This is a genomic window from Thermobacillus composti KWC4 (assembly GCF_000227705.2).
GTDB classification, from domain to species: domain Bacteria; phylum Bacillota; class Bacilli; order Paenibacillales; family Paenibacillaceae; genus Thermobacillus; species Thermobacillus xylanilyticus.
In genome coordinates this window covers 530,692-554,495 of sequence record NC_019897.1, presented here as the reverse complement: position 1 = coordinate 554,495, position 23,804 = coordinate 530,692, and the positions used below count along the sequence as shown (strand labels likewise).

The following is a 23,804-nucleotide window of genomic DNA, read 5'->3' as shown; positions in this document are numbered from 1 at the left end:
CTTCGCGTCACCCTTTGTCCACGACCTCGTACAGGACGCGCGCGACAATGTCCTGCTTGTAGTTGCCGAAATGCGACCCGTAGATCGTCAGTCCGCCGACCTGGCCGCTTTCGGACACACCGATCCGGAACTTGATGTCCGAATGGCCGTCGAACGGAATGTCGGTGATCTTCACGTCCGAAATCGGGCATCCGTCGATGTACGTGCCGTTCTCGTTGATCCGGAGCAGCTTCAGCAGCCCGTACTGGTTCAGGTGCGGCGGCCACCAGTCCGGGTTGTTCGTCCCCTTCTCCCCGCCGAAATCGCCGGGCGACGTCCAGGTCCCCACCTCGACCCGGTTGACGTGAAACACGATGTCCGACGGATAGTCGTTGTTGTAGCAGGGCGCCTCCGAGCTCAGCTCCATGATGAACTGCAGCTCGGTAAGCCGATGGTTCGGCTTGAGGTAATTCGGAATCCGGTATTCGAAAAATCCGCGCGTCAGCCAGATGATCTCCGCGTCGATCCGCATCGGATCGGCGAAATAGCGCGGATTGTCGAACTCCCCGATGATGCTGTCCTTCGTCGCCAGACCGCAGGTCGGCTCCGCATGGTAGTCACAGTAGTGGCCGACCTTGATCTCGACTTCGTAGACGTTCTCCGGCCCTTTGCTCCGCAGCTCGACCGTCAGCAGATCCTCGTTCAGGTAGCAGATCTTCTGGATGCCGTGCTTGCCGACCGCAGTGGTGATTTCGATGAGTCCGCTCTCTTCCAGCTTCTTGATGTGCATCGTCACCGCGCCGTTCGACAGACCCAGTTTCTCGGCGATTTCGTTCAGATTGAGACTGTTGTAGCGGTTCAGCAGCTCCAGGATTTCGATCCGGATTTCGGAACCGAGCGCCTTGAACAGATTCAGGCCGGACCTAAGCTCTTTGATATGGATCAACGGGTCGCATCCTCTCATCCGCAATTTGTTTCAACTTATTATAAATTAAAGCCGCCGGATTGAGAAGTGTTCCGCAAAATGCCGACAATCCGTTCACGACGTCCCCTTCAAACGACATTTTTCTCCCCCCGTCTTCCCGCCGTTCCCGCCCGCATCATGGCCGGTTTTCCCGGCGATTCGACTTTTGTTTTAAAGTTTTTTCATGTTAAACCGCCAGGTAAACGCATTCATTTAGGTATTGACAAAACAAAATCACCCAAATAACATGAAGCCATAAATTATTTTAGTGATTTGTAAATTAAAAGACTCACGCAAGTTCCGGCTTACGTCCCGCCCGGGCGAGATTAAGCAATAGCATGAACATCCGATTTGAAGGGGGAAGACATGTGAAACGGCATTCATTCCTGTTCATGGCGCTGATCCTTGCGCTGTCGCTGGCCCTGGCCGCCTGCTCCGGCGGCGGCGGAAAATCCGGCGAAGGGTCGTCGGGCGACGGCACGACGCTCGAGTTCTGGACGTTCAACGAACTGCACGAGCAGTTCTACCAGCACATGGCCGAACGGTGGAACGAGCAGAATCCCGACCGGAAAATCACGCTCAAAGCCAATGTCTACCCGTACGACGACATGCACAACAAACTGCTCGTCGCGCTGCAGAGCGGCACGGGCGCGCCGGATCTGGCGGACGTGGAGCTGAACAAGTTCCCGAATTTCCTGAAGGGCACGCCGCAGCTCGTCCCGCTCAACGACATCGTCGAGCCCGAGCTGGACAATCTCGTCAAATCCCGGCTCGACATTTACGCGAAGGACGGCAACTACTACGGCATCGACTTCCACGTCGGCGCGTCTGTCATCTATTACAACAAGGAGCTGCTCGATCAGGCCGGCGTGAATCCCGATGACATCAAGACCTGGGACGATTTCGCGGCGGCCGGCAAGAAAGTGCTCGAAGCAACTGGCAAGCCGATGACGACGGTCGAGCTGAACGACATGTGGTCCATCTGGCCCCAGGTGGCGCAGGCGCCCGGCAGCGACGACCTGCAGACGGCGGACGGCAAGCCGAACCTGACGAGCGACGTGGTCGTGAAACCGCTCGCGTTCCAGCAGGATCTTGTGAAGCAGGGCATCGCGGTTCCGGCGCCCGGCGGCGGCCACCACGCCGAGGAATACTACGGTTTCATGAACGACGGCGGCGCCGCGTCGGTCTGGATGCCGATGTGGTACATGGGCCGGTTCACCGACTACATGCCCGACCTGAAGGGCAAGATCGTCATCAAGCCGATGCCGGCCTGGAACGCGGGCGAGCCGCGCTCGGCGGGCATGGGCGGCACGGGCACCGTCATCACGACGACCTCCAAGAACCAGGATCTGGCGAAAGCGTTCCTCGCGTTCGCGAAGCTGTCGCGCGAAGGCAACATCGAAATCTGGAAGTTCCTCGGCTTCGACCCGCTGCGCTCGGATGTCTGGGATGCGCCGGAGCTCCGCGAGCCGAACAAATTCACCGACTACTTCGGGGAAGACATTTTCGACGTGCTGCTGGAAGTGAAGGACGAGATCGAAGGCGTCATCGTCAATGAGCAGACGCCGCCCATCTCCGATGCGTTCCGGACCTCGGTGCTCGTCCGGATTCTCCAGGACGGCGAAGATCCGGTCAAGGTGCTGGAAGAGACGCAGTCGCAGATTCAGTAACGCCCGAAACGGGCACAGCGCCGGTCCCGCCCGGACAGCGGGACCGGTGCATTGCCGTTTCACGGAAGGAGGCATAACGCGATGGCGCACCCGGTTCCGACAACGGAACGGCAGACGGCCGTCCGGCGTTCCCCGCTGCGGAGGCTGGCATACTCGCAGACGGCCGCGCCCTGGCTGTTCGTGCTGCCGTTCATCCTGTCGTTCGCCCTCTTTTTCGCCTGGCCCGTGCTGTCCGCCGTGAACATGAGCTTCCAGGAAGTGCTGCCCGGCCAGGTTCGCTACATCGGCCTCGAAAACTACCGCGGCCTGTGGAACCCGACGTTCCGCAAGGCGCTGATGAACAGCACCGAGTACACGGTCTTCACGCTGCTCGTGCTCATTCCGCTGCCGCTTGTGCTCGCGGTGTTTCTCAATTCGAAGCTGATGGTGCTGCGCAACTTTTTCCGGTCGACGCTGTTCATTCCCGCGCTGACGTCGGTCGTCGTGGCGGGCACCGTTTTCCGGCTGGCGTTCGGCGAACTGGAAGGCTCGCTCATGAACACGTTCGTCACCGCCCTCGGCTTCGAACCGCAGAAATGGCTGCGCCACGAAGGGCTCGCGATGTTCACGCTCGTCGTGCTCGCGACCTGGCGGTGGATGGGAATCAACATCCTGTACTTCCTCGCCGGCTTGCAGAACATTCCGCGGGAACTGTACGAATCGGCGGAAATCGACGGCGCGACGGCCTGGGACCGGTTCATCCGGATCACGCTGCCGCTGCTGAAGCCGATCACGATCTACGTGCTGACGATCAGCATTTACGGCGGCTACGCCATGTTCACGGAAAGCTACATGCTGTGGGCCGGCAACCGGTCGCCGAACGACATCGGCCTGACGATCGTCGGCTACCTGTACCGCAACGGGCTGGAGCAGAACAATCTCGGCCTCGGTTCGGCGGTCGGCATCGCCCTGCTCGTCATCACGTTCACCGTCACGATGATCCAGCTCAAGCTGACGGGCATGTTCCGGAGGGAGGACTGACATGAGCGCAGGCAACGCAAAACATCGCCGCTTTCTGACCGCGGCGCTCGTGATCCTCTTCGTTCTGCTCGGCCTGTTCGCGGTCTTCCCGATCGTCACGCTGATCGTCGCGTCGTTCAAGCCGGCGCAGGAGATGATGCGCTACGGTCTGAACCTCCGGCTCGATCCGGAGCTGGTGTCGCTGAAGAACTACACCTACCTGTTCTCGGATCAGTCGCTCTACCTGACCTGGTACAAGAACAGTCTGGTCATCACCGCCATTTTCACCGTGCTGTGCCTGCTGTTCTCGTCGATGGTCGGCTATGCGCTCGCCGTCTACCGGTTCAGATTCCGGAACGCGCTGTTTGCGCTGGTGCTCGTGACGATGATGATCCCGCTGGAGATCATCATCCTGCCGCTTTACAAGCTGTCGATCTCGCTGAAGCTGATCAACAACATGTGGGGCGTCATCCTGCCCTTCATGGTGGCGCCGCTGCCGATTTTCTTCTTCCGCCAGTACGCCGGCGGACTGCCGAAGGATTTCCTCGACGCGGCGCGGGTGGACGGATGCACGGAGTTCGGCATGTTTTTCCGGATCATGGTGCCGCTGATGGCGCCCGCTTTTTCGTCGATGTTCATTCTGCAGTCGCTGTTCTCATGGAACAACTTCCTCTGGCCGCTCATCGTGCTGAGAACGAACGAGCAGCTCACCATCCCGATCGGACTGGCGACGCTGCTTACGCCATACGGCAACAATTTTGATATGCTGATATCCGGAGCGGTGCTGGCCATCGTACCGATCCTGATCGTGTTCCTGTTCTTCCAGAAATACTTCATTGAAGGCATGACCGCCGGCGGCATCAAGGGCTGACGCCGATTCCGGCGTAATGCCGGCCGCTCATGGCCGCAACCAGAAAAAAGGAGAGACGAGACATGACACTGAACGCACGCATGACACTGGACCGAGACTTCCGCATCGCCGAGATCGATCCCCGCATCTACGGCTCGTTCATCGAGCATCTCGGGCGCGCCGTCTACGGCGGCATCTACGAGCCCGGCCATCCGGAGGCCGACGAGCGCGGCTTCCGGCAGGATGTGCTGCGGCTCGTCCGCGAGCTCGGCGTCCCGATCGTCCGCTACCCGGGCGGCAACTTCGTCTCCGGGTACAACTGGGAGGACGGCATCGGTCCGAAGGAAGCGCGGCCGCGCCGGCTCGAGCTGGCCTGGCGGACAATCGAGACGAACGAATTCGGCACGAACGAGTTCATGGACTGGGTGAAGGCCGCCGGCGCCCAGGCGATGATGGCCGTCAACCTGGGCACGCGGGGCATCGACGAAGCGCGCAATCTGGTCGAATATTGCAACCACCCGGGCGGCACGTATTGGAGCGATCTTCGCCGCAAGCACGGCTATGAGCAGCCGCACAACATCAAGGTGTGGTGCCTCGGCAACGAGATGGACGGACCGTGGCAGATCGGCCACAAGACGGCGGCGGAATACGGCCGGCTGGCACAGGAGACGGCAAAGGTGATGAAGTGGGTCGATCCGACGATCGAGCTCGTCTCCTGCGGCAGCTCCAGCGCGAAGATGCCGACGTTCCCGGAATATGAAGCCGTGTCGCTCGACTTCACCTACGACCACGTCGATTATGTGTCGCTGCACCAATATTTCGGCAACCGGAGCGGCGACACCGCGTCCTATCTCGCTTCGACGCTCGAGATGGATCATTTCATCCGGACGGTGAAGGCGACCTGCGACTACATCAAGGCGAAGAAGCGGAGCAAGAAGACGCTGAACCTCAGCTTCGACGAATGGAACGTCTGGTTCCACTCGAACGAGGCGGACAAGAAGATCGAGCCGTGGAGCATCGCTCCGCCGCAGCTCGAGGACATCTACACGTTCGAGGACGCGCTGCTCGTCGGCGGCATGCTGATCACGCTGCTCAAGCACAGCGACCGCGTGCGGATGGCGTGCCTCGCGCAGCTCGTCAACGTCATCGCGCCGATCATGACCGAGAACGGCGGCCGGGCATGGCGGCAGACGATTTTCTATCCGTTCCTGCATGCGTCGAAATACGGCCGGGGCATCGCGCTGCAGCCGGTCATCGACTCGCCGAAGTACGACACGGCGGAGTTCACGGACGTGCCGGCGCTCGAAAGCATCGCCGTGCACAATCCGGAGAAGGACGAGCTGACCGTGTTCGCGCTGAACCGGAGCCTCGGCGACGCGCTGACACTGAAGTGCGCGATCCGCGGGTTCGAGGGGTACGGCGTGCTCGAGCATCTCGTGCTGGAGCACGACGATCTGAAAGCGGTGAACGGTCCCGACGGCGAGCGGGTGAAGCCGCATGCGGGCGGGCGCTCGCAGATGCGGGACGGCCTGCTCGAGGCGGAACTGCCGAAACATTCGTGGCACGTCATCCGGCTGGGCAAACGGAACGCGTAAATCGAGTAGGAGGGGGCGGCTAGCCCCCGACCTCTCACACCACCGTACATGCGGGTCCGCATACGGCGGTTCCGTAAGGTTAACAAAGTTCCAGGTAACGAGAAAGCAGACTTTTCAGCCCTTTCGCTTCCCAGTAGGAAGTCGGAAGGGCATTGTTTGTGTTACGGGACATTTCCCACGGACCACGGCGTGAGTTCGCCATCATTCGAGCCGCCCATTCGGGCACGCCGAGTGCACGGAGATTACGCAATCTGGTCCTGGGTCTCTTCCATTGTTTCCACAGACACATGCGTAGTCGCCTGCGCATCCATGCGTCGAGGTTACCACAGTGGTTCTTGGCGGCAGCCAGACGGAAATAACCGATCCATCCCATCATGAAGCGGTTCAGTCGGTGAATCCGTTCTTCCATCGTCAGCGGGCGCGAGCGGTCCGTTATCTCCCGGACTTTCTTCTTGAAACGCTGAATCGTCTTGGGTGCCAACCGGACCGTTGCCTGCTTGTTCGACAGGAAGCTGAAGCCGAGGAACTTTCGGTTCCACGGCCGGTCTACCGCGCTTTTGTCCCGATTCACTTTCAGTTTCAGCTTTCCTTCCACAAATCGGATGACCGATTCCATGACCCGTTCCCCGGCCCGCTTGCTGGCCACGAAGATGTTGCAATCGTCCGCATAGCGGACGAAGTGCAGTCCTCGTCTGGTCAGTTCTTTGTCCAAATCGTCCAGCAGGATGTTGGCAAGCAGCGGGCTGAGCGGGCCGCCTTGCGGCGTGCCTTCTTCCGTTCTCACGACCACACCCCCGGCCATCACCCCGGCGTTCAGGTAAGCGCGAATCCGTTTGAGCACGCGCTTGTCCTCTATCCTCCGCGCCACTCTTGCCATCAGGATGTCGTGGTTCACACGGTCGAAGAACTTCTCCAGATCCATGTCCACGACCCAGCGGAGGCCGCTTTGGATATACTGCTGCGCTTGAGATCGGCGAGCAGCTGATCGTACTGCGTCTTCATCTCCAGCGCCGCTTCCTTCGCGCAGGAGAGATCGGCCGCCGCCGTCTGTTCGGACTGGGCTTGCATCTCGGTTTTTTTCATCGTCGTCAACCTTTGCAACAGATTCATTCCTGCATCTTCCCCTTTCTCATCGAGCGGCTGCTGCCGCCGTCATCGTCTTTTCGGCCTAGCCGACGCGCTGTCTGACCATTGTGAAGCCCCGCTTTCTGTAAATTGATGGAACAACCGCTGCCCGAAATACGCATACACCTCTTTTATCGTCCAAACCACATGGTTTTCATTAGACTTTTTAGTAAAAATGATTTACAAAACGACATTTTCCGACAGAAAAAAGGCGGGCGCCCCGGCCTCCCGCCGAAGCATCCGCCCGACATTTGTCCCAGTTATCGTTATCCGCCGCCAGTCACCGTTTACCGGTCTATGATTACCGGGTCATCCGTAACCGTCCTTCTGCCGACATCCGATCCGCGGCCATCCGGCCATGCGGACGATCATGCCTCCGCTTCAAGTCCCGCAATACGTCCGATACGGACGATCCGGCTTCGGCGGCACCGCGGCATAATCCGCATGGTCCGCATCGTAATCGTAAGGCGCCGCCAGCGCGGCCAGCAGCCGCTCCATGACGGACAAATCGCCGGCTTCCGCGGCGGCCAGCGCTTCCTCGACGCGGTAGTTGCGCGGGATGACCGCCGGATTGGCGCTCATCATGAGCCGCCGCGCCTCGGCCTCGGTCTGCGGCTGCCGCGCGAGCCGCCGCTGCCGCCGGGCAAGCCAGTCCTCGAACTCCCGGGTGCCGTGCATCGGCGTATCCTCCGGCCGGCCGAGCGTCAAGTCGAAGAAGGTGCGGGTGTAATCCGCCCTGGCCTTGCGCATCAGCTCGAGCAGATCCCGGGCCAGCGCTTCGTCTTCCTCCTCTTCGCCGAACAGCCCCAGCTTGGCGCGCATGCCCTGAAGCCAATGGCGTTCGTACCGGCCGGCATATTCGCCGAGCGCCTCCTCCGCCAGTTCGACGGCTTTCTCCTCGTCTTCGTGAAGCAGCGGCAGCAGCGCTTCGGCCAGCCGCGCCAGATTCCATGCGCCGATCGCGGGCTGACGTCCGTATGCATAGCGGCCGTGCGTATCAATCGAGCTGAAAACGGTCAGCGGATCATACTCGTCCATGAATGCGCACGGGCCGTAGTCGATCGTCTCCCCGCTGATCGTCATGTTGTCCGTGTTCATGACGCCGTGTATGAACCCGACCAGCATCCACCGGGCGATGAGCGCGGCCTGGCGCTCAATCACCTCCCGGAGCAAAGCCAGGTACGGCTGCTTATCCTCCGCCGCCTCCGGCATGTGGCGCGCGATGGCGAAGTCGGCCAGCGCCTTGAGGTCGTCCCGGCTGCCGCGCCATGCCGCGAACTGGAACGTGCCGACGCGCAGATGGCTGGCTGCCGTGCGGGTCAGCACCGCGCCCTGCAGCACGGTCTCGCGGATGACGGGCATGCCGGTCTTCACGACCGCGAGGCTGCGCGTCGTCGGAATGCCGAGGGCATGCATCGCTTCGCTGATGATGTATTCGCGAAGCATCGGCCCGAGCGCCGCCCGGCCGTCGCCGCCGCGGGAATACGGCGTGCGGCCCGATCCCTTCAACTGAATGTCGATGCGCGCTCCCGAGGGGGTGAGCTGCTCGCCGAGCAGCAGCGCCCGGCCGTCGCCGAGCATCGTGAAATAGCCGAACTGATGGCCGGCGTATGCCTGGGCAAGCGGCTCGGCACCCTCCGGCAGCCGGTTGCCCGCAAGCACCTCGACGCCTTCGGGGGAGCGAAGCGCCTCCGCATCGAGGCCGAGTTCGGCCGCCAGCGGCTCGTTCAGCATGACGAGCCGCGGCTCGCGCACCCGCACCGGCTCCTGTCTCACATAGAACAACTCCGGCAGCCGGGCATACCGGTTGTCGAAGCGCCATCCGGCTCGCTGCTCTGTCCGTTCCACCTGGCACCACGCTCCCCTGTCATTCGAAAGTCCGGCACAAATGCCGGCCAGCTTCAAGCTCGCAGCCCTATTCTTCCCCGTGATGGCCGAAATTGTGCGCCAAGACAGGTTGAAGCCCCGGCGGCATCGGCGCTCCAAAGTCAGGATCATCTTATCACACCGGCATGGAAAATGTAATTAAGCATGATCGGGGACCGCTTGCCGTCGCCTGCGAATGCGGGCAGCGTCGGATGGCGCTGCGAACGCTGTCGTGCGGGCGGACGAATCGGGACTTTCCGGGCGGCGTCCCGGCCGGGCGGCGGACATGCCGGTACCAACGGAGCATTTTGCGGCTTGACAGCGGGCTTCGACAGCCTCCTCGGCCGCGGCGTAATAAGATGAAGACAGGCCGTTCCGTCAACCGGAACGCCGTCACAAACGATGCAAGGAGGCGTAATGTCATGCGAAGCACGATGGAAGCGGACGCCGTACGGTCCGCAGCTCACGGCGGAACGAGGGAAGCGCGGGTCGACCGGCCGGCGGACACGGCGGAAGAAAAGGCGGCGCGCCCGAGGCTTACGCTGCGCCATTTGCACAGTTTGATCGAAGCGCTCAGGGAAGAGCATCTGAAACTGGAAATGCGGGTAGACAGGCTGTCGAGCCTGGTGGACCGGCTGGCCGAGCCGGATGCCGGCGCCCGGCGGGAGTCCGCCCTTATCGGAGATCGCATCACGGAGTCTCGGCTTGCCATGCCGGAATTGCCGACAGGGAGGGAAGAAGCCGGCGGCCGCGGAGCGGGTCAATCCGCCGCCGCGGAAGACCGGGCGGCGTTCGGATTTGCGATCTGGGCCGGCGTCGAACGGGCGATCGGCAACGCCGCCGTCATGCTGGCGGCCGGGCGCGACACCGAGTCCGGCGTTGCGGATTCGGATCCCCAGACCGAGCGTGCGGATGCGAAGCCCGCGCCCGCCGCCCTCTTCAAGCGTCAGCGGCCGCCGGCGCACGAGCAGCACGAAGTACCGATCGAGCATCTGCTGCACGAGCTGCGCGAAGCGGCGCGAATCGCCGATGAGATTGCGGCGAATGCTTCCGCCGATTACCGGGCGAACCCGGCCCACCCGCCGCGGGCGCCGGACCTGTCCGGGGGCGGCGCGTCCGGCGGGGACGCAGAAGCCGGGCCGGCGTCGTCCGCCCCGGAACCGGGCGCGTCCGGAACCGCAGATGCCGGCCCGCAAGCGCGGGACGCCTCCGCGGATACGCCGCGGCCTGCCGGCGCCGAAGCAGCCGCCGCAGCGCCGGATCCGTCCGCGGAGTCCGCGGCCTCCGGCCATCGCGGTCCGGTGACCGCGCAGCCGCCGGACGCCCCGGCGGGCGCGCCGCCGCAAACTTCGCAGCGGCAGCCGGCAGCGGACATGCCATCCATTACGATTCCGCGTTCCGAGCGGCACCGCGTGCGCAAGAAGCCTTCTTTATGGACGCGGCTGTTCGGCCGGCAGCACGCGTAATCCTGATCCCGGGGGCCGATTCCGGAGCGGCCGCCGGGATTTTTCATGCCGGCATGCAAACAAGCGGCCGGTCAGGTCCCCGTCCTGACCGGCCGCTTCGCATGTCGACACCATTTCCCGGGAAATGTCGAGCCCGTCCCTCTTCGTCTCCACCGTCATCAACGCTTCCTCCAGCGCCGCATCCCCGGACTCCGCCATGCGCGCCTTGTGCTCCTCATATTCCCGCCAGCCGCCCTCGAACACGTGCACCCGGCCGTCCCGGATCTCCAGAATGCGGTCCGCCGTCCGGTCGGCGAAACGCCGGTCGTGCGTGACGAACAGCACCGTGCCCGCATAGTCGGCCAGCAGCGATTCGAGCGCCTCGATCGACGGAATGTCGAGAAAATTCGTCGGTTCATCCAGCACCATTACATTCACGTCGCCGACGATCAGCTTCGCCAGCGCCGTCCGGACGCGTTCGCCGCCGCTCAGCACGCCGACCGGCTTGTGGACGTCGTCGCGCTTGAACAGCAGCCGGGCCAGCACGGCGCGCACCACTTCCGGCGGCTGCGCCGCCCCGTCGGAGACGTTGTCGAAGACGGTGCGGTCCGGACGCAGAATGTCCAGGTTCTGGCTGAAGTATCCGATTTTCGCCGCCGGGGCGATCGTCACGCCTTCGCCGCCCTCCAGGATGCGCTTCAGCAGCGTCGTCTTGCCCGACCCGTTCGGACCGAGCAGCGCGGTCTTGCTGCCCGCGGGCAGTCCGAACCGGACGTCGCGCCAGAGCAGCCGTCCGGCGGCGCGGGCTTCGAGCCCGTCCACGCGGATGATCATCCGGCTGCCGAGGCGCGCCGCTTCCGGGATGTCCATCCGCACCCGCTCCGGCTCCCGCGGCTTGTCGACCCGCTCGAGCTTGACAATGCGCGTCTTGATCGCCTTGATGGATTGATGGATGCTCTTCTGCACGGAGCCGTAATGATCCTTGCCCATCCGCGCTTCCGACGGGCTCAGGTTGCGCGGCGCCTTCTCCAGGCGCGCCGCCTTCTGCGCTTTCTGCTGAATGGCCGCTTCGAGCTGTCGCCTTTTGTCCACGTAGGATTCGTATTTTTCCCAATGCCGCCGCCGCTCCAGCTCGCGCATTTGCCGATAGAACGAGTAATTCCCGCTGTAACTCGACACGGCGCCGTCCTCGATCGCCCAGATGCGCGTGCAGACGCGATCGAGAAACTCCCGGTCGTGGGACACGACGACGAACGCGCCCTCGTATGCGAGGAGCGCCTTTTCCAGCCTGCGGATATGGTCGGCGTCGAGATGCATGGTCGGCTCGTCGGCGAGCAGCAGCGCGGCGCGTTCGGCCAGCGCCCGCTCCATGCAGAGCGCCGTCGTCTCTCCGCCGCTCAGCGTCCCTTCGTCCGGCTTCAGCTGCGGAATGACTGCCCGCGAACCCGCGATCCGGACCGCCCCGGCATCCGGCTTCACTTCGCCGGCAATCATCCGGAGCAGCGTCGTCTTGCCCGTGCCGTTCATGCCGACAAGGCCGATCCGCTCACCGGATGAGATGCGCAGCTGTTCGGCGCGGAACAGCCGCCTGTCGCCGATGAACATTTCCACCTGTGACGCTTCAAACAACATCGTCATGAAAAAAACCTCCCGTATCCATCTATGTGGACAGGAGGCTTGCGTCATGCGAAAGGCACACGCGCCGCTGCCGCCGCACGGCTGCAGCGGAGGGCGGGCGTATCCATCCCGTATGAAGGCGCGACCCAAGGTCCATGCGGCGGAAGCTGTGCCGCGGCAAGCGCAAGATCCTGTCCGGAAACTGCGAACGAACAAGCCGTATCCGGCGCCTGCAAGGCGCCCGCGGGCAACACGGAACAAGCCGTCATGGACGGCGTCCGCCGTTCGTTCTTCATGCGTCTCCATTCGTCAGGATCTCAGTTGCGCATCGGACCAATGGTCACCCTTTCCGTATCGTGTTGTCCTGATTGTAGCGAAAAATACCGCGTGAATCAACCCGTGCCGTCCGACCCCGTGCGTTCCCACAGATCATCCAGGAGCCGTTCTTCCAGACGGAACAAGGCGTCGAAAGCCCGCCCGGCTTGCAGCAGCTGATCCGGAATTTCGCGCCCGCGCTCCGGCTCGGACGCCGCGTTCGCAAGGCCGGCCAAGTACCGGTCCAGCCGGTTCTCCGCCAGCCGGATCGCCGCGTGCAAATCATCGAGCAGGCTGGCAGCGGCCTCCAGCGCCTGCTCCAGCAACGGACCGAGCTGCTTCTCTGTCCAGGCGGCATGTTCGCGCAGGTCTTCGCGGAAATCGCCGGCTTTCTCCATCAGCCAGCGGATCTCGTCTTCGTGAAAACGGGAATTCCGGTGTCTCAAGATCGATCGGGACAGGACGGCCAGTTCGTTCCACTCTTCCATGAGCAGGCTGCGCTCTTCCTGCAGCCTCTGCATCGCATCGCCCAGCGGGTACAACGGATGCCCGAGTACGGCGTTCAGATCGTCGATAATGCCATGCGCGTGCGGCTTCACGTCCACCCCTCCGATTGTGCATCGTGTTCACTTCGAGGGTAACGGAACCGGAGAGGCAATGCTGTGAAAAGTGTCACAATCCTTGAAAAGATGCCCTGAATAAGCGAAAGTGACCGAATGCGGCACCCGATCCGATGTCCGCATCCGATCCCCGAAGCCGGCGCCTCACCTCAAAACGCCATCGCCGCCCGCACCGCGCGCTGCCACCCGGCATACAGCCGGTCGCGCTCCGCGGCTTCCATCGCGGGCTCGAACCGCTTGTCAAGCCGCCATTGCGCGGCGATCTCCTCCCGGCCGCCGAATACGCCGGCGCCGAGTCCGGCCAGGTACGCCGCGCCGAGCGCTGTCGTCTCGTAGTGCACCGGCCGCTCGACGGGCGTGCCCAGCAGGTCGGCCTGGAACTGCATGAGCAGATCGTTCATCGCCGCGCCGCCGTCGACGCGGAGCGCCTTCAACCGGACGCCCGCGTCCTCCTCCATCGCGTCCAGCACATCCTTCGACTGGTAGGCGATCGACTCCAGCACCGCCCGGATGAAATGCTCCTTCGACGTGCCCCGCGTCAAGCCGAAAACGGCGCCGCGCACGCTGCTGTTCCAATACGGCGTGCCGAGTCCGACGAACGCCGGCACGACATAGACGCCCTCGCTCGATTCGACCCGGCCCGCATACGCCTCCGAATCGGGCGCCGCCTTGATGATGCGCAGGCCGTCGCGCAGCCACTGGATCGCGGAACCGGCGACGAACACGCTACCTTCCAGCGCGTACTCGACCCGTCCTCCCGCGCCCCAGGCGATCGTTGTGAGCAGGCCGTGCTTCGACGGAATCGCCTTCTCGCCGGTATTCATCAGCATGAAGCAGCCGGTCCCGTACGTGTTCTTCGCCATGCCGGGCTCGAAGCATCCCTGCCCGAACAGCGCCGCGTGCTGGTCGCCCGCCGCCCCGGCGATCGGCACTTCGCAGCCGAAGAACGCATTCGGCGACGTGCGGCCGTACACCTCCGATGACGGCCGCACTTCCGGCAGCATCGCGGCCGGCACACCGATGAGCCGCAGCAGCTCTTCGTCCCATTCCAGCTTGTGAATGTTGAAGAGCAGCGTCCGCGACGCGTTCGTCACGTCGGTGACGTGGAGAGCGCCGTCCGTCAGCTTCCAGATGAGCCAGGAGTCGATCGTGCCGAACAGCAGCTCGCCCCGCTCCGCCCGCTCCCGCGCGCCGTCCACATGGTCGAGCAGCCAGCGGATTTTCGTGCCCGAGAAATACGGGTCGATGAGCAGCCCGGTCCGCTCCCGGATGAGCGGCTCGGCGCCTTCCGCGCGCAGCCGTTCGCAGATGTCCTCCGTCTGGCGGGACTGCCAGACGACCGCATGATGGATGGGACGACCGGTCTTGCGGTCCCAGACGACCGTCGTCTCCCGCTGGTTCGTAATGCCGATGGCGCTGATCTGGTCAGGCTGGATGCCGGCCTGCGCAATCGCCGTGGCCACAACGCTGTGAACGGAGATCCAGATCTCCTCGGCATCGTGCTCGACCCAGCCCGGCTGCGGATAATGCTGCCGGATCTCCTGCTGGGCCTTGGCCGCGATATGGCCTTCCGCATCGAAAAGGATCGCCCGCGAGCTCGTTGTCCCCTGGTCAATGGCAAGCAAGTAAGGGCCGCCCATGTTTCTCACTCCCCGCACTCGTCTGCTCGTTTCTGATTGTAAGCGCTGTAAACACTATAGCCGCCGCCGGCCCGGGCTGTCAACGACGCCCGGCCTTCTTGACGATCAGCACGGGCACGGTGGCGTGCTGCACGACATGATGGCTGACGCTGCCGAGCAGCATCTCCCGCAGCTTGCCGAGTCCGCGGCTGCCGAGCACAATCAGATCGCAGCCGTACGCCCGGGCGTATTCCAGAATGACCGGTCCCGGCGCGCCGTACGCCAGCTCCGCCTTGAACCGGACGATACCGCGCGCGGCTTCCTCCGCCTCTTTCAACAACTTGGACGCGCGCTGCAGTTCATCCTCGGGACTCACGGCCGGCGTGAACAGCATGTCGCCGGCGAATCCGGCCGGCACCGGCGCGACATGCAGCACCGTCAACTTCGTTCCGCCCCCGGCGTCCGCGATGCGCACCGCCTCGCGCAGCGCATGCCTCGCCTGTTCCGAGCCGTCGTAGGCCGCCAGAATATGCCGATAGAGCATAAGCGTACCTCCTCCGCATCCCGCTGGACTCCTTTATTCCTATAATATCTTGGCGCCGGTCCGGTTGGCATTGATGATTTGCGGGTGCTGCAGGTTACGGCAGGTGATCAACCGGCTGATTTCGTTGGCGGAGCGTGCGCCTGGAAGATGCCGCCGAAAACGCATGTTGCCGATGACGCGTCACGCATCGGGTTGAGCGAAGGGGATATGGTCAAAAAGGGATGGAAACCGGCAATCCGCGATTGCGATTTTCCCCACGCCGATATAAAATGAACTTTAGTGGAATCATTTGAACCAAAATGAACGTGAAAAGGAGAGAGTGCACGATGGAGATCCGTTACGCGGTCCATCCGCAGGAAGCCAGGAAGTACGATACGACGGCGCTCAGGGAACATTTTCTCATTGAAACGCTGTTCAAGCCCGGCGAGATCGTGCTGACCTACTCGCACGTGGACCGCTTCATCGTCGGCGGCGTCCAGCCGGCCGGCTCTCCGGTCAAGCTGGAGGCCGACCCGAAGGAGATCGGCGCGGCCACGTTCCTCGAACGGCGGGAAATCGGCATCATCAACATCGGCGGCAGCGGCACGGTGACGGTGGACGGCACGGTCTATGCGATGGAGCCGAAAGACTGCCTGTACATCGGCCGCGGCGCGAAGGACGTCATCTTCGCGAGCGACCGCGCCGACGCGCCGGCGAAGTTCTATTTCAACTCGTGTCCCGCCCACCAGACCTACCCGACGGTGAAAGCGGCAATCAGCGAAGCGACGCCTCGCCATCTCGGCAGTCTCGAACAGTCAAACGAACGGACGATCTACCAGTACATTCATGAAGGCGGCATCAAGAGCTGCCAGCTCGTGATGGGCATGACGCTGCTGAAGCCGGGCAGCATGTGGAACACGATGCCCTGCCATACGCACAACCGGCGGTCGGAAGTGTACTTCTACTTCGACATGCCGGACAGCGGCGTCGTCTTCCACTTCATGGGCGAGCCGCAGGAGACGCGCCACATCGTCGTCCGCAACGAGCAGGCGGTCATTTCGCCGAGCTGGTCGATCCACAGCGGCGTCGGCACGGCCAGCTACACGTTCATCTGGGGCATGGCGGGCGAGAACCAGGCGTTCGACGACATGGATCCCGTCGCCATGCAGGAGCTGCGCTGATCCGTCATGAATGTGCTGAAACGGCATGAAGCCATCATGGAGCAACTGCTCGCGCATCGCGAAGTGACCGTCGCGGAGCTGAGCGAGCGGCTGCAGGTGACGGGCAAGACGATCCGCGAAGATCTGGCGAAGCTGGAGGAGCGCGGGCTGCTCGTCCGCGTCCGCGGCGGCGCGATGCTCGCGCAGCGCGAGCAGTTCGGCATTCTGCCCGAGCGCGGGCCGGTCACGCGCCATCTCGCGGAGAAGGCGGAGATCGCCGCCGCAGCGCTCGAGCTGATCGAGCCGGGCGACACGATCGCCCTCGACGGCGGCTCGACGACGCTGGAGCTGGCCCGCCGGCTGCCGAACGAACCGCTTACGGTCGTCACGAACGACGTGTACATCATCGGCGAGCTGGCGTTCAAGCCGGAGATCCGGCTCGTCGTTCCCGGCGGCAGCCGCGTGCGGAACATGCTGGCCGGTCCGGAAGCGGTGCGGTTCGTGCGCGGCCTCAATCTGCGGAAAGCGTTTCTGACCGCGACGGGCGTGCACGAAACCTACGGATTCTCCATCTACACCGGCGAACTGGTCGAGTTCAAGCGCGCGCTGATCGAGACGGCGATGCACCGCTACATGCTGGCCGACCGGCACAAATTCGGCCGTATCGCGCTGCGCACCTTCGCCGCGCTTGCGGACGTCGACCAGCTCATCGTCGACAGCGGCCTGGACGCGGAGACGGCGGCGCGCTATGCGGCGGCCGGCGCCCGGATTGTCAAGGCGCCGGGCGGATCGCGCGAAGCTTCCGCTTCCGGATCGGAACAAGGACAAGAAAGCGAGGGAATTTCCGAATGAAAGATTGGTTCGACCTGACGGGACGCCATGCGTTTGTTACCGGCACTTCCGGCGGACTCGGGCGGGCGATGGCGATCGCCCTGGCGGAAGCCGGCGCATCCGTCGCCCTGGTGTCCAGCTCGGGCAGCGCCGAGACGGCCGGCATCATCCGCGGTTTCGGCGGCCGGGCGGAAGACATCCCCGCGGATCTGAGCCGTCCGGAAGAAGCGGAACGGGCCTGGCGGCAGGCCGTCGAGACGTTCGGCCGGATCGACATTCTCGTCAACAACGCCGGCATCATCCGCCGCACCCCCGCGGCGGACCATTCGCGCCAGGACTGGAACGACGTGATCGCGCTCAACTTAAACGCCGTCTTCTTCTTGTCCCAGCTCGCCGGAAAGCATATGATAGAGAATGGCTATGGCAAAATCATTAACATTGCCTCCATGCTCTCGTTCCAGGGCGGCATCAACGTGCCGGGTTATACGGCCAGCAAGCACGGCGTGGCGGGGCTGACGAAAGCGCTCGCCAACGAGTGGGCGGGCAAAGGCGTCAACGTCAACGCCATCGCGCCGGGCTACATGGAGACGAACAACACGGCGCCGATCCGCGCGGACGAGCAGCGCTATCACAGCATTTCCGAACGCATCCCTGCCGGTCGCTGGGGCGTGCCGGACGACCTGAAAGGGCCGGTCGTCTTCCTGGCTTCGCGCGCGTCCGACTATGTGCACGGGCATATCCTCTGCGTGGACGGCGGCTGGATGGCGCGTTAGAACCGAAAGGAGCCTTGTCCCGATGAAGAAACTTCAGTTGATCGGCCGGCTGCACGAGGCGGGCGTCGTCGCCGTCCTGCGCGGCGAATCGCCCGAGGATGTCGTGCGGATGGCGGAGAAGTCGATCGAAGGCGGCATCCGCGCGATCGAGATCACGATGACCGTGCCGTATGCGCTTGAAGCGATCACCGCGCTTGCGAAGAAATATCAGAGCGGCGACCCGGCGGCTGCGAACTATGCGATCATCGGCGTCGGCACCGTGCTCGACAGCGAGACGGCGCGCGCGGCGATTCTCGCCGGCGCCGAATTCGTCGTCTCGCCGAGCGTCGACGAAGCGACGATCCGGCTGTGCAACCGGTATCGCGTTCCCGTCATGCCCGGCGCGGTCACCATCGCCGACATCACGAAGGCGCTCGAGCTCGGCGTCGACGTCGTCAAGCTGTTCCCGGGCAGCATGTTCAGCCCGTCCATCATCCCGACGCTCAAGGGGCCGCTGCCGCAGGCCAACATCATGCCGACCGGCGGCGTCTCGCTGTCCAACCTCGGCGAATGGATCAAATCCGGCGCGTTCGCGGTCGGCATCGGCGGCGATCTGACGAAGGATGCCGTCAAGACCGGCAACTACGACCTGATCACAGACAAGGCGCGCGCGTACATGGACGCCTTCCGCAAGGCGAAGGCGGAATAACCGGCAAAAAAGGCGGTCCGGCTGCATGCCGAACCGCCTTTTTTCATCGCTCACCGATCCGCCCGCGCTGCAAGGTACTTCCAGCTGACCGCAAGGCTTTCGAACGGATCGCGCCGGCAGACGTCCTGCTCGACGATGTACCATTCCATGCCGACTGCGCGGCAGGCGTCCAGAATCGCATCCCAGTTCATGTTGCCTTCGCCGAGCTCGGCGAAATGCTGTTCGTCCTCGTAGATGGCCATGTCCTTCAGGTGCACGACCTTCATCCGGCCGTCCAGCTTGCGGATCCAGGCCGCCGGATCGGCGCCGCCTGCCTGCGCCCAGTACGTGTCCAGTTCGAAATGGAAATCAAGCGGGTCCGTCTCCGCCAGCAGCAGGTCCATCGCCGTGCGGCCGCCGTATTTCTCGAACTCCAGCTTGTGGTTGTGGTAGACGAACTGCAGCCCGGCGTCGCGCAGCTTCCGCGCCGGCTCCGACATTTCGCGGATGAACGCCTCGTACCCTTCGCGCCCGGCTTCGGCGTAATGCCGCGGAATCATGCCGAGCCCGACGTACCGGCAATTCCACAGCTTGTGCTCCGCGATGACCGCGTCCAGGTCGCCGAGAAGACGCGCGTACGGCACATGCGTCGCACAGATCGACAGCCCGTGCCGGTCGGCCGAAGCCTTCACCTCGCGCGGATCGATCGGCCCGATGGCCGACACCTGCACCGCCGTGTACCCGATTTCGGCGACGCGCTGCAGCGTCAAGTCAAGATCTTCCGCCGTCTTCGTGAACTCGCGCAGCGTGTACAGCTGCGCCGCAATCTGCTCCTTCTTCACGCGTGTGTCCCGCCTTTCGCGCCGAACCCTTTTTATCCGTACACCCGCTCGGCCCGCGCCTGCGCGATCAGGCAGAGCTCCGCCGCCTTGAACGCGTGCGCCTGCGTCATCGCGTGCTCCGTCCGGTTCAGGCAGTCGAGGATGAGCCGGCCGAAATACGGATAGCCGACCTTGCCGCGGCAGTCCATGTAGAACTCGCCTTCCCCGTTCACCAGGTACAGATGCCCGCCTTCCGGCGACCGGGCGATGTCGATGTATTTGCGCAGCTCGATGTAGCCATCCGTGCCGAGGATGACCGTCCGCCCGTCGCCCCACGTGCCGAGGCCGTCCGGCGTCAGCCAGTCGACGCGGAAATAGTTCGTCGCTCCATTGTCGCCGAGCAGCGTCGCATCGCCGAAGTCCTCGAGCTCGGGGTACTCGGGATTGCGGTAGTTGCCGACCTTGCTGTGCAGCACCTTCGCGTCCTTGCAGCCGGCGTAGAACAGAAACTGCTCGACCTGGTGGCTGCCGATGTCGCACAGGATGCCGCCGTATTTCTCCCGTTCAAAAAACCACTTCGGCCGCGAAGCCGCATTCAATCTGTGGGGCCCGAGTCCGAGCACCTGCACGACCCGCCCGATGGCGCCCGATTCGATCAGGTCGCCCGCGTGGACGGCGCTCTCCACATGCAGCCGCTCGCTGTAATAGACGGCGTACTTCCGCCCCGTCTCGGCGCAGGTCCGCCTTGCCTCCTCCAGCTGCTCCAGCGTCGTGAACGGCGCCTTGTCGACGAAATAGTCCTTGCCGTGCCGCATCACCTTCACGCCGAGCGGCCCGCGCTCGCACGTGACGCCGGCGGCGGCGACCAGCATCACTTCCGGGTCCTGCAGAATCGCGTCCGCCGAGGGCGCAACTTTCACACCCGGATACGTCTTCACGAACCGCTCGACCTTCGCCGGATCGTCATCGTACACCCATTTGAGCGTTCCGCCCGCTTCAATCAGCCCGTTGCACATGCCGTAGATGTGGCCGTGCTCCAGATCCATCGCCGCGAACACGAACTCGCCCGGCTTCACGACCGGGCTGGGCCTTCCCTGCGGCGCGTAGTTCATGCCGTCTCCCTTCATGGTCTCCGCTCCTCTCTCAAGCCTTCGCGCCCTGCGTCCTGCGCTGCCGCGATTCGTCGATCCGCGCCATCAGCTCCACATGGAACCGGTCCTCGTCAATCGGCATCTCGACCCAGTCGTCCGTCCAGGTCGACAGCAGCATCGCATTGGACAGCATCAGGCCGTGGATGCCGTCTTCGCCCGGCGCGAGCAGCGGCGTCCCCTTGAGCACCGCGTCCGTCCAGTTCTGCAGGATGCCCTTGTGCTGGGGTCCGCTGCCGGGCTCGACCGGAATCTCCACCTTCCAGCACTCCGGCTTGCCGAACAGGCCGCGGTACGACGCGTTGAACTCCGGTTCGGACACGCGCAGCCGCCAGAACGACATCTTGCCGTCCTCGATGACGATCTTGCCCCGCGTGCCGGTCACCTCGAACCGGTTCGTGCCCGGCGCCTCGGCCGTCGTCGCGATGAACACGCCGGTGCCGCCGTTTTCGTACTCGACATAAGCCGTGACTTCGTCCTCGACCTCGATGTTCCGGTATTTGCCGAAGCGGCAGAACGCGCGCATTCTTTTCGGCTTGAGCAGCGTCGTCCAATGCCACAGATCGAGCTGGTGCGGGCACTGGTTGATGAGCACGCCGCCGCCTTCGCCTTCCCATGTCGCGCGCCAGCTTCCGGAATCATAGTAGCTCTGGGGACGGTACCAGTCCGTAATGATCCAGTTCGTCCGCCGGATCTCGCCGAGCTCGCCGCTTTCGACCAGATCGCGCAGCTTGCGGTAGAGCGGATTCGTCCGCTGATTGTACATGATCGCGAAAACGGTGCCCGCCGAAGCCGCCGCTTCGTTCATCTCGCGCACCTGTTTCGTATAGACGCCCGCCGGCTTTTCAATCAGCACGTGCAGCCCGTGTGCGAACGCGCGGATCGCCAGCGGCGGATGATCGTAATGCGGCGTCGCAATCACCACGCCGTCGATCTCTCCGGAGGCCATCATCTGTTCCGCGTCGCCGAAACCTTTCACTTGATCGCCGTACTGCTCACGCGCCCATTCCAGCCGCTCCGGCCGGGCATCGCATACCGCAGCCAGCACGCCGCCTGCCACTTCGCCGCGCGCCAGCACATCCGCATGCGAGGTGCCCATGTTGCCGAGCCCGATCACTCCGATGCGCAGCATTGCTTCCACTCCTGACTTTCGGTATTGGTGTTCTCCGCCCCCATCCTAACATCTTGGATATGTCAGCACTTTCACGACAGTAACCGTTTTGCGGCCGCATTTGATCCTGATTGACTTTTTTCTCGATAAAAAAACTCCCGCCCGGCAGCTGCCGTTGTGGTACACTTGGCAGCAAGGAGGAGTTTTCGATGACCCTGCGCGACCAATTCGGACTGCCGATCGACGCATCGTTCAATCAGGATCAATACCCGACAGGCCGGTTCCATGCGCATCCGGAATATGAGATTTACTATTTCCACGGCGGCGGCTGCACCTATCTGATCGGCGGGCGCATGTTCGAGCTCGCCCCCGGCGATCTCATCATCATGCACGGCATGACGCTGCATGCGCCGATCATCAATCGCCGCCTGCCGTATTTGCGGACGATCGTCCATTTCGATCCGGCGTTCGCCGCCGAACTGCTGCGCCCGCCGCTTCCATTCCGACCTAACGCCAGTCCGGATACAGATCGGTCCGCCGGTCGCGCCACGTCGTCACGGAGCCGCTCTCGCGCACTTCTTCGAGCAGCCGCAGGTCGAGATCGGCGGTGATCACCATGTCCTCGCCGATTTCGCCTTCGGCCAGAATGCCGCGCGGCGGGAACGGAATGTCGTTCGGCGTGATGATCGCGGCCTGACCGTAGTTGAGCCGCATGAAATCAACCGTCGGCAGCGAACCGACCGTGCCGGTCAGCACGACGTACACCTGATTTTCGACCGCCCGCGCATGGCTTGTATAGCGGACGCGGAAGAAGCCGTGGCGGTCGTCCGTGCAGGACGGACAGAAAATGACGTCCGCCCCCCTCGCCTTCGCCATCCGCACAATTTCCGGGAACTCGATATCGTAGCACGTCAACAGCGCGATCGTGCCGTGATCCGTCTCGAACACCTTCAGATCCTCGCCCGGCGCCAGATTCCATTCCCTCACTTCGGTCGGCGTCAGATGCAGCTTCGGCTGCTCGAACACCCGGCCGTCCGGCATGAACAGATGGGCGGTGTTGTACAGCTTCCCGCCCCGCTCGATGACGTGGGTACCGGCGATGATGTGCATCCCCGTCTCCCTCGCCAGCCCGGCGAACAGCTCGCGGTAGCGGTCCGTGAACTCCGGCAGCCGGCCGATCGGCAGCGCCCGGCCTGTACCGTCGCCGATCGAAAGCAGCTGCGTCGTGAAAAACTCGGGAAACAGCACGAAGTCCGCCCCGAACTCCTGCGCGGCGCGGACATAATGCGTCGACTGCGCGGCGAACGCGTCGAATGAATCAATCGTCTGCAGCCGGTATTGCACGGCGGAGACGCGGAATTTTCCGTTTTTCATGCGCTTGTCCTCCATGCTCCTCGCCATTCCATGCTCCCATTATGCAGGCCGCCTGCCGATGAAGCAAGCATCCGGCGCATCATAAAAGGACCGGCCGCCTCCCAGGCGGTACCGGTCCTTCCCTGTTTTCGAAAACTATGATTCCCGTCAGGCTTGCTCGGCCGCTTCGATCTCGAGATGGATCTTCACCTCGTCGCCGACCAGCACGCCGCCGGTCTCGAGCGCCGCGTTCCACGTCAGGCCGTAGTCGCTACGCTTGATCGTGCCTTCGGCGCTGAAGCCGGCCTTGTAGTTGCCCCACGGATCTTTGCCGGCGCCTTCGAACGTCACCTTGAACGTCTCGGAGCGGGTGACGCCGCGGATCGTGAGGTCGCCCGTCACTTCGTACTCGCCGTCGCCGGTCCTCTCGATCTTCGTCGCCTTGAACGTCATCTTCGGATGGTTCTCGACATCGAAGAAATCGGCGGAGCGCAGATGCGCGTCGCGGTCGGCATTGCGCGTGTCGACGCTGGCGACGTCCACGCTGAACGCGATGTCCGCCGTCGTCAGATCGTTCGGGTCCGCCTCGATGGAGGCTTCAAACTGGTTGAACGATCCCTTCACCTTCGCAATCATCATGTGGCGGATCGAAAAGTCGATGCTGCTATGCATCGTGTCGACCGCCCATTTCGTTTTGGCCATCGTTTCTTGCTCCCTTCGACATTTACTTACAAAATAATATATACTTACTTT

The 23,804-nt window shown here is 63.3% G+C and carries 21 protein-coding genes and 1 pseudogene; 10 read left to right on the top strand and 12 right to left on the bottom strand.

All coding sequences use genetic code 11. From position 1 onward, the window contains the following. Positions 1-7: 7 nt before the first annotated feature. The gene (locus THECO_RS02585; protein ID WP_015253506.1) at positions 8-925 is read right to left on the bottom strand and encodes an ArsR/SmtB family transcription factor; all 918 of its coding nucleotides are present in this window, start codon (positions 923-925) and stop codon (positions 8-10) included. A 386-nt stretch (positions 926-1,311) separates the two neighbouring features. Here THECO_RS02585 and THECO_RS02580 point away from each other — a divergent pair, with 386 nt between their 5' ends. The 4 genes from THECO_RS02580 to arfA all read left to right on the top strand — a co-directional run bounded on the left by THECO_RS02580 (position 1,312) and on the right by arfA (position 6,057). Next, on the top strand, positions 1,312-2,613 hold the full coding sequence (locus THECO_RS02580; protein ID WP_015253505.1) for an ABC transporter substrate-binding protein: 1,302 nt from the start codon (positions 1,312-1,314) through the stop codon (positions 2,611-2,613). 81 nt (positions 2,614-2,694) lie between these two features. Continuing rightward, positions 2,695-3,633: a carbohydrate ABC transporter permease gene (locus THECO_RS02575; RefSeq protein ID WP_015253504.1), complete on the top strand. Its 939-nt coding sequence runs from the start codon at positions 2,695-2,697 to the stop codon at positions 3,631-3,633. Position 3,634: 1 nt separating this feature from the next. Then, on the top strand, positions 3,635-4,483 hold the full coding sequence (locus THECO_RS02570; protein ID WP_015253503.1) for a carbohydrate ABC transporter permease: 849 nt from the start codon (positions 3,635-3,637) through the stop codon (positions 4,481-4,483). Between the two features lie 62 nt (positions 4,484-4,545). Next, positions 4,546-6,057 (top strand): arabinosylfuranosidase ArfA, encoded by a 1,512-nt coding sequence (gene arfA / locus THECO_RS02565; RefSeq protein WP_015253502.1) that lies wholly within the window; start codon positions 4,546-4,548, stop codon positions 6,055-6,057. Positions 6,058-6,136: 79 nt separating this feature from the next. Here arfA and THECO_RS02560 read toward each other — a convergent pair. Beyond that, positions 6,137-7,069: pseudogene (locus tag THECO_RS02560) on the bottom strand (reverse transcriptase domain-containing protein); the annotation flags it as partial. A gap of 494 nt (positions 7,070-7,563) precedes the next feature. Further along, positions 7,564-9,030: a protein adenylyltransferase SelO gene (locus THECO_RS02550; RefSeq protein WP_015253500.1), complete on the bottom strand. Its 1,467-nt coding sequence runs from the start codon at positions 9,028-9,030 to the stop codon at positions 7,564-7,566. Between the two features lie 440 nt (positions 9,031-9,470). Here THECO_RS02550 and THECO_RS02545 point away from each other — a divergent pair, with 440 nt between their 5' ends. Next, a complete protein-coding gene (locus THECO_RS02545; protein ID WP_015253499.1) occupies positions 9,471-10,514 on the top strand; it encodes a hypothetical protein in 1,044 nt (347 codons plus the stop codon). Here the strand turns inward: THECO_RS02545 and abc-f are convergent. The 4 genes from abc-f to THECO_RS02525 all read right to left on the bottom strand — a co-directional run bounded on the left by abc-f (position 10,479) and on the right by THECO_RS02525 (position 15,208). Beyond that, a complete protein-coding gene (abc-f, locus tag THECO_RS02540; protein WP_015253498.1) occupies positions 10,479-12,131 on the bottom strand; it encodes a ribosomal protection-like ABC-F family protein in 1,653 nt (550 codons plus the stop codon). The two genes, THECO_RS02545 and abc-f, sit on opposite strands and share 36 nt — an antisense overlap. A gap of 371 nt (positions 12,132-12,502) precedes the next feature. Next, a complete protein-coding gene (locus THECO_RS02535) occupies positions 12,503-13,024 on the bottom strand; it encodes a hypothetical protein (RefSeq protein ID WP_015253497.1) in 522 nt (173 codons plus the stop codon). Between the two features lie 170 nt (positions 13,025-13,194). Next, positions 13,195-14,685: a glycerol kinase GlpK gene (gene glpK, locus THECO_RS02530; protein ID WP_015253496.1), complete on the bottom strand. Its 1,491-nt coding sequence runs from the start codon at positions 14,683-14,685 to the stop codon at positions 13,195-13,197. Positions 14,686-14,764: 79 nt separating this feature from the next. Continuing rightward, positions 14,765-15,208: a universal stress protein gene (locus tag THECO_RS02525; RefSeq protein WP_015253495.1), complete on the bottom strand. Its 444-nt coding sequence runs from the start codon at positions 15,206-15,208 to the stop codon at positions 14,765-14,767. A 326-nt stretch (positions 15,209-15,534) separates the two neighbouring features. Between THECO_RS02525 and kduI the strand changes: the two genes are divergently transcribed. The 4 genes from kduI to THECO_RS02505 are packed head-to-tail and all read left to right on the top strand — an operon-like array spanning position 15,535 to position 18,639. Further along, on the top strand, positions 15,535-16,368 hold the full coding sequence (gene kduI / locus THECO_RS02520) for a 5-dehydro-4-deoxy-D-glucuronate isomerase (protein WP_015253494.1): 834 nt from the start codon (positions 15,535-15,537) through the stop codon (positions 16,366-16,368). 6 nt (positions 16,369-16,374) lie between these two features. Beyond that, on the top strand, positions 16,375-17,199 hold the full coding sequence (locus tag THECO_RS02515) for a DeoR/GlpR family DNA-binding transcription regulator (RefSeq protein ID WP_015253493.1): 825 nt from the start codon (positions 16,375-16,377) through the stop codon (positions 17,197-17,199). Continuing rightward, positions 17,196-17,951, top strand: a complete 756-nt coding sequence (gene kduD / locus THECO_RS02510; protein WP_015253492.1) for a 2-dehydro-3-deoxy-D-gluconate 5-dehydrogenase KduD — start codon at positions 17,196-17,198, stop codon at positions 17,949-17,951. The genes THECO_RS02515 and kduD overlap by 4 nt, the downstream gene beginning before the upstream one ends. A gap of 22 nt (positions 17,952-17,973) precedes the next feature. Further along, entirely contained in the window at positions 17,974-18,639 is a 666-nt protein-coding gene (locus THECO_RS02505; protein WP_015253491.1) for a bifunctional 2-keto-4-hydroxyglutarate aldolase/2-keto-3-deoxy-6-phosphogluconate aldolase, read from the top strand. Positions 18,640-18,689: 50 nt separating this feature from the next. Here THECO_RS02505 and THECO_RS02500 read toward each other — a convergent pair whose 3' ends face one another. From THECO_RS02500 to THECO_RS02490, 3 genes are read right to left on the bottom strand one after another with little or no spacing between them, the layout of a single operon-like run. After that, positions 18,690-19,460, bottom strand: a complete 771-nt coding sequence (locus THECO_RS02500) for a sugar phosphate isomerase/epimerase family protein (protein WP_015253490.1) — start codon at positions 19,458-19,460, stop codon at positions 18,690-18,692. 32 nt (positions 19,461-19,492) lie between these two features. Beyond that, positions 19,493-20,566 carry a Gfo/Idh/MocA family protein gene (locus THECO_RS02495; RefSeq protein WP_015253489.1) on the bottom strand — a complete coding sequence of 358 codons (1,074 nt, stop codon included), beginning with the start codon at positions 20,564-20,566 and terminating at the stop codon, positions 19,493-19,495. A gap of 16 nt (positions 20,567-20,582) precedes the next feature. Further along, positions 20,583-21,719: a Gfo/Idh/MocA family protein gene (locus tag THECO_RS02490; RefSeq protein WP_015253488.1), complete on the bottom strand. Its 1,137-nt coding sequence runs from the start codon at positions 21,717-21,719 to the stop codon at positions 20,583-20,585. Positions 21,720-21,907: 188 nt separating this feature from the next. Here THECO_RS02490 and THECO_RS20930 point away from each other — a divergent pair, with 188 nt between their 5' ends. Then, a complete protein-coding gene (locus THECO_RS20930; RefSeq protein ID WP_086010520.1) occupies positions 21,908-22,309 on the top strand; it encodes an AraC family ligand binding domain-containing protein in 402 nt (133 codons plus the stop codon). Here the strand turns inward: THECO_RS20930 and THECO_RS02480 are convergent. Both THECO_RS02480 and THECO_RS02475 read right to left on the bottom strand, forming a co-directional pair. Further along, positions 22,206-23,072 (bottom strand): carbon-nitrogen hydrolase family protein, encoded by an 867-nt coding sequence (locus THECO_RS02480; RefSeq protein ID WP_015253487.1) that lies wholly within the window; start codon positions 23,070-23,072, stop codon positions 22,206-22,208. The genes THECO_RS20930 and THECO_RS02480 overlap by 104 nt on opposite strands. A 147-nt stretch (positions 23,073-23,219) precedes the next feature. After that, positions 23,220-23,753 carry a YceI family protein gene (locus THECO_RS02475; RefSeq protein WP_015253486.1) on the bottom strand — a complete coding sequence of 178 codons (534 nt, stop codon included), beginning with the start codon at positions 23,751-23,753 and terminating at the stop codon, positions 23,220-23,222. Positions 23,754-23,804: the final 51 nt, after the last annotated feature.

Excerpts from the sequence above, each read along its gene's own strand:
- THECO_RS02575 (WP_015253504.1), top strand. The coding sequence starts at position 2,695 with ATGGCGCACCCGGTTCCGACAACGGAACGGCAGACGGCCGTCCGGCGT.
- THECO_RS02570 (WP_015253503.1), top strand. The coding sequence starts at position 3,635 with ATGAGCGCAGGCAACGCAAAACATCGCCGCTTTCTGACCGCGGCGCTC.
- arfA (WP_015253502.1), top strand. The coding sequence starts at position 4,546 with ATGACACTGAACGCACGCATGACACTGGACCGAGACTTCCGCATCGCC.
- THECO_RS02545 (WP_015253499.1), top strand. The coding sequence starts at position 9,471 with ATGCGAAGCACGATGGAAGCGGACGCCGTACGGTCCGCAGCTCACGGC.
- abc-f (WP_015253498.1), bottom strand. The coding sequence starts at position 12,131 with ATGACGATGTTGTTTGAAGCGTCACAGGTGGAAATGTTCATCGGCGAC.
- glpK (WP_015253496.1), bottom strand. The coding sequence starts at position 14,685 with ATGGGCGGCCCTTACTTGCTTGCCATTGACCAGGGGACAACGAGCTCG.
- THECO_RS02525 (WP_015253495.1), bottom strand. The coding sequence starts at position 15,208 with ATGCTCTATCGGCATATTCTGGCGGCCTACGACGGCTCGGAACAGGCG.
- kduI (WP_015253494.1), top strand. The coding sequence starts at position 15,535 with ATGGAGATCCGTTACGCGGTCCATCCGCAGGAAGCCAGGAAGTACGAT.
- THECO_RS02515 (WP_015253493.1), top strand. The coding sequence starts at position 16,375 with ATGAATGTGCTGAAACGGCATGAAGCCATCATGGAGCAACTGCTCGCG.
- kduD (WP_015253492.1), top strand. The coding sequence starts at position 17,196 with ATGAAAGATTGGTTCGACCTGACGGGACGCCATGCGTTTGTTACCGGC.
- THECO_RS02505 (WP_015253491.1), top strand. The coding sequence starts at position 17,974 with ATGAAGAAACTTCAGTTGATCGGCCGGCTGCACGAGGCGGGCGTCGTC.
- THECO_RS02495 (WP_015253489.1), bottom strand. The coding sequence starts at position 20,566 with ATGAAGGGAGACGGCATGAACTACGCGCCGCAGGGAAGGCCCAGCCCG.
- THECO_RS02490 (WP_015253488.1), bottom strand. The coding sequence starts at position 21,719 with ATGCTGCGCATCGGAGTGATCGGGCTCGGCAACATGGGCACCTCGCAT.
- THECO_RS20930 (WP_086010520.1), top strand. The coding sequence starts at position 21,908 with ATGACCCTGCGCGACCAATTCGGACTGCCGATCGACGCATCGTTCAAT.
- THECO_RS02480 (WP_015253487.1), bottom strand. The coding sequence starts at position 23,072 with ATGAAAAACGGAAAATTCCGCGTCTCCGCCGTGCAATACCGGCTGCAG.
- THECO_RS02475 (WP_015253486.1), bottom strand. The coding sequence starts at position 23,753 with ATGGCCAAAACGAAATGGGCGGTCGACACGATGCATAGCAGCATCGAC.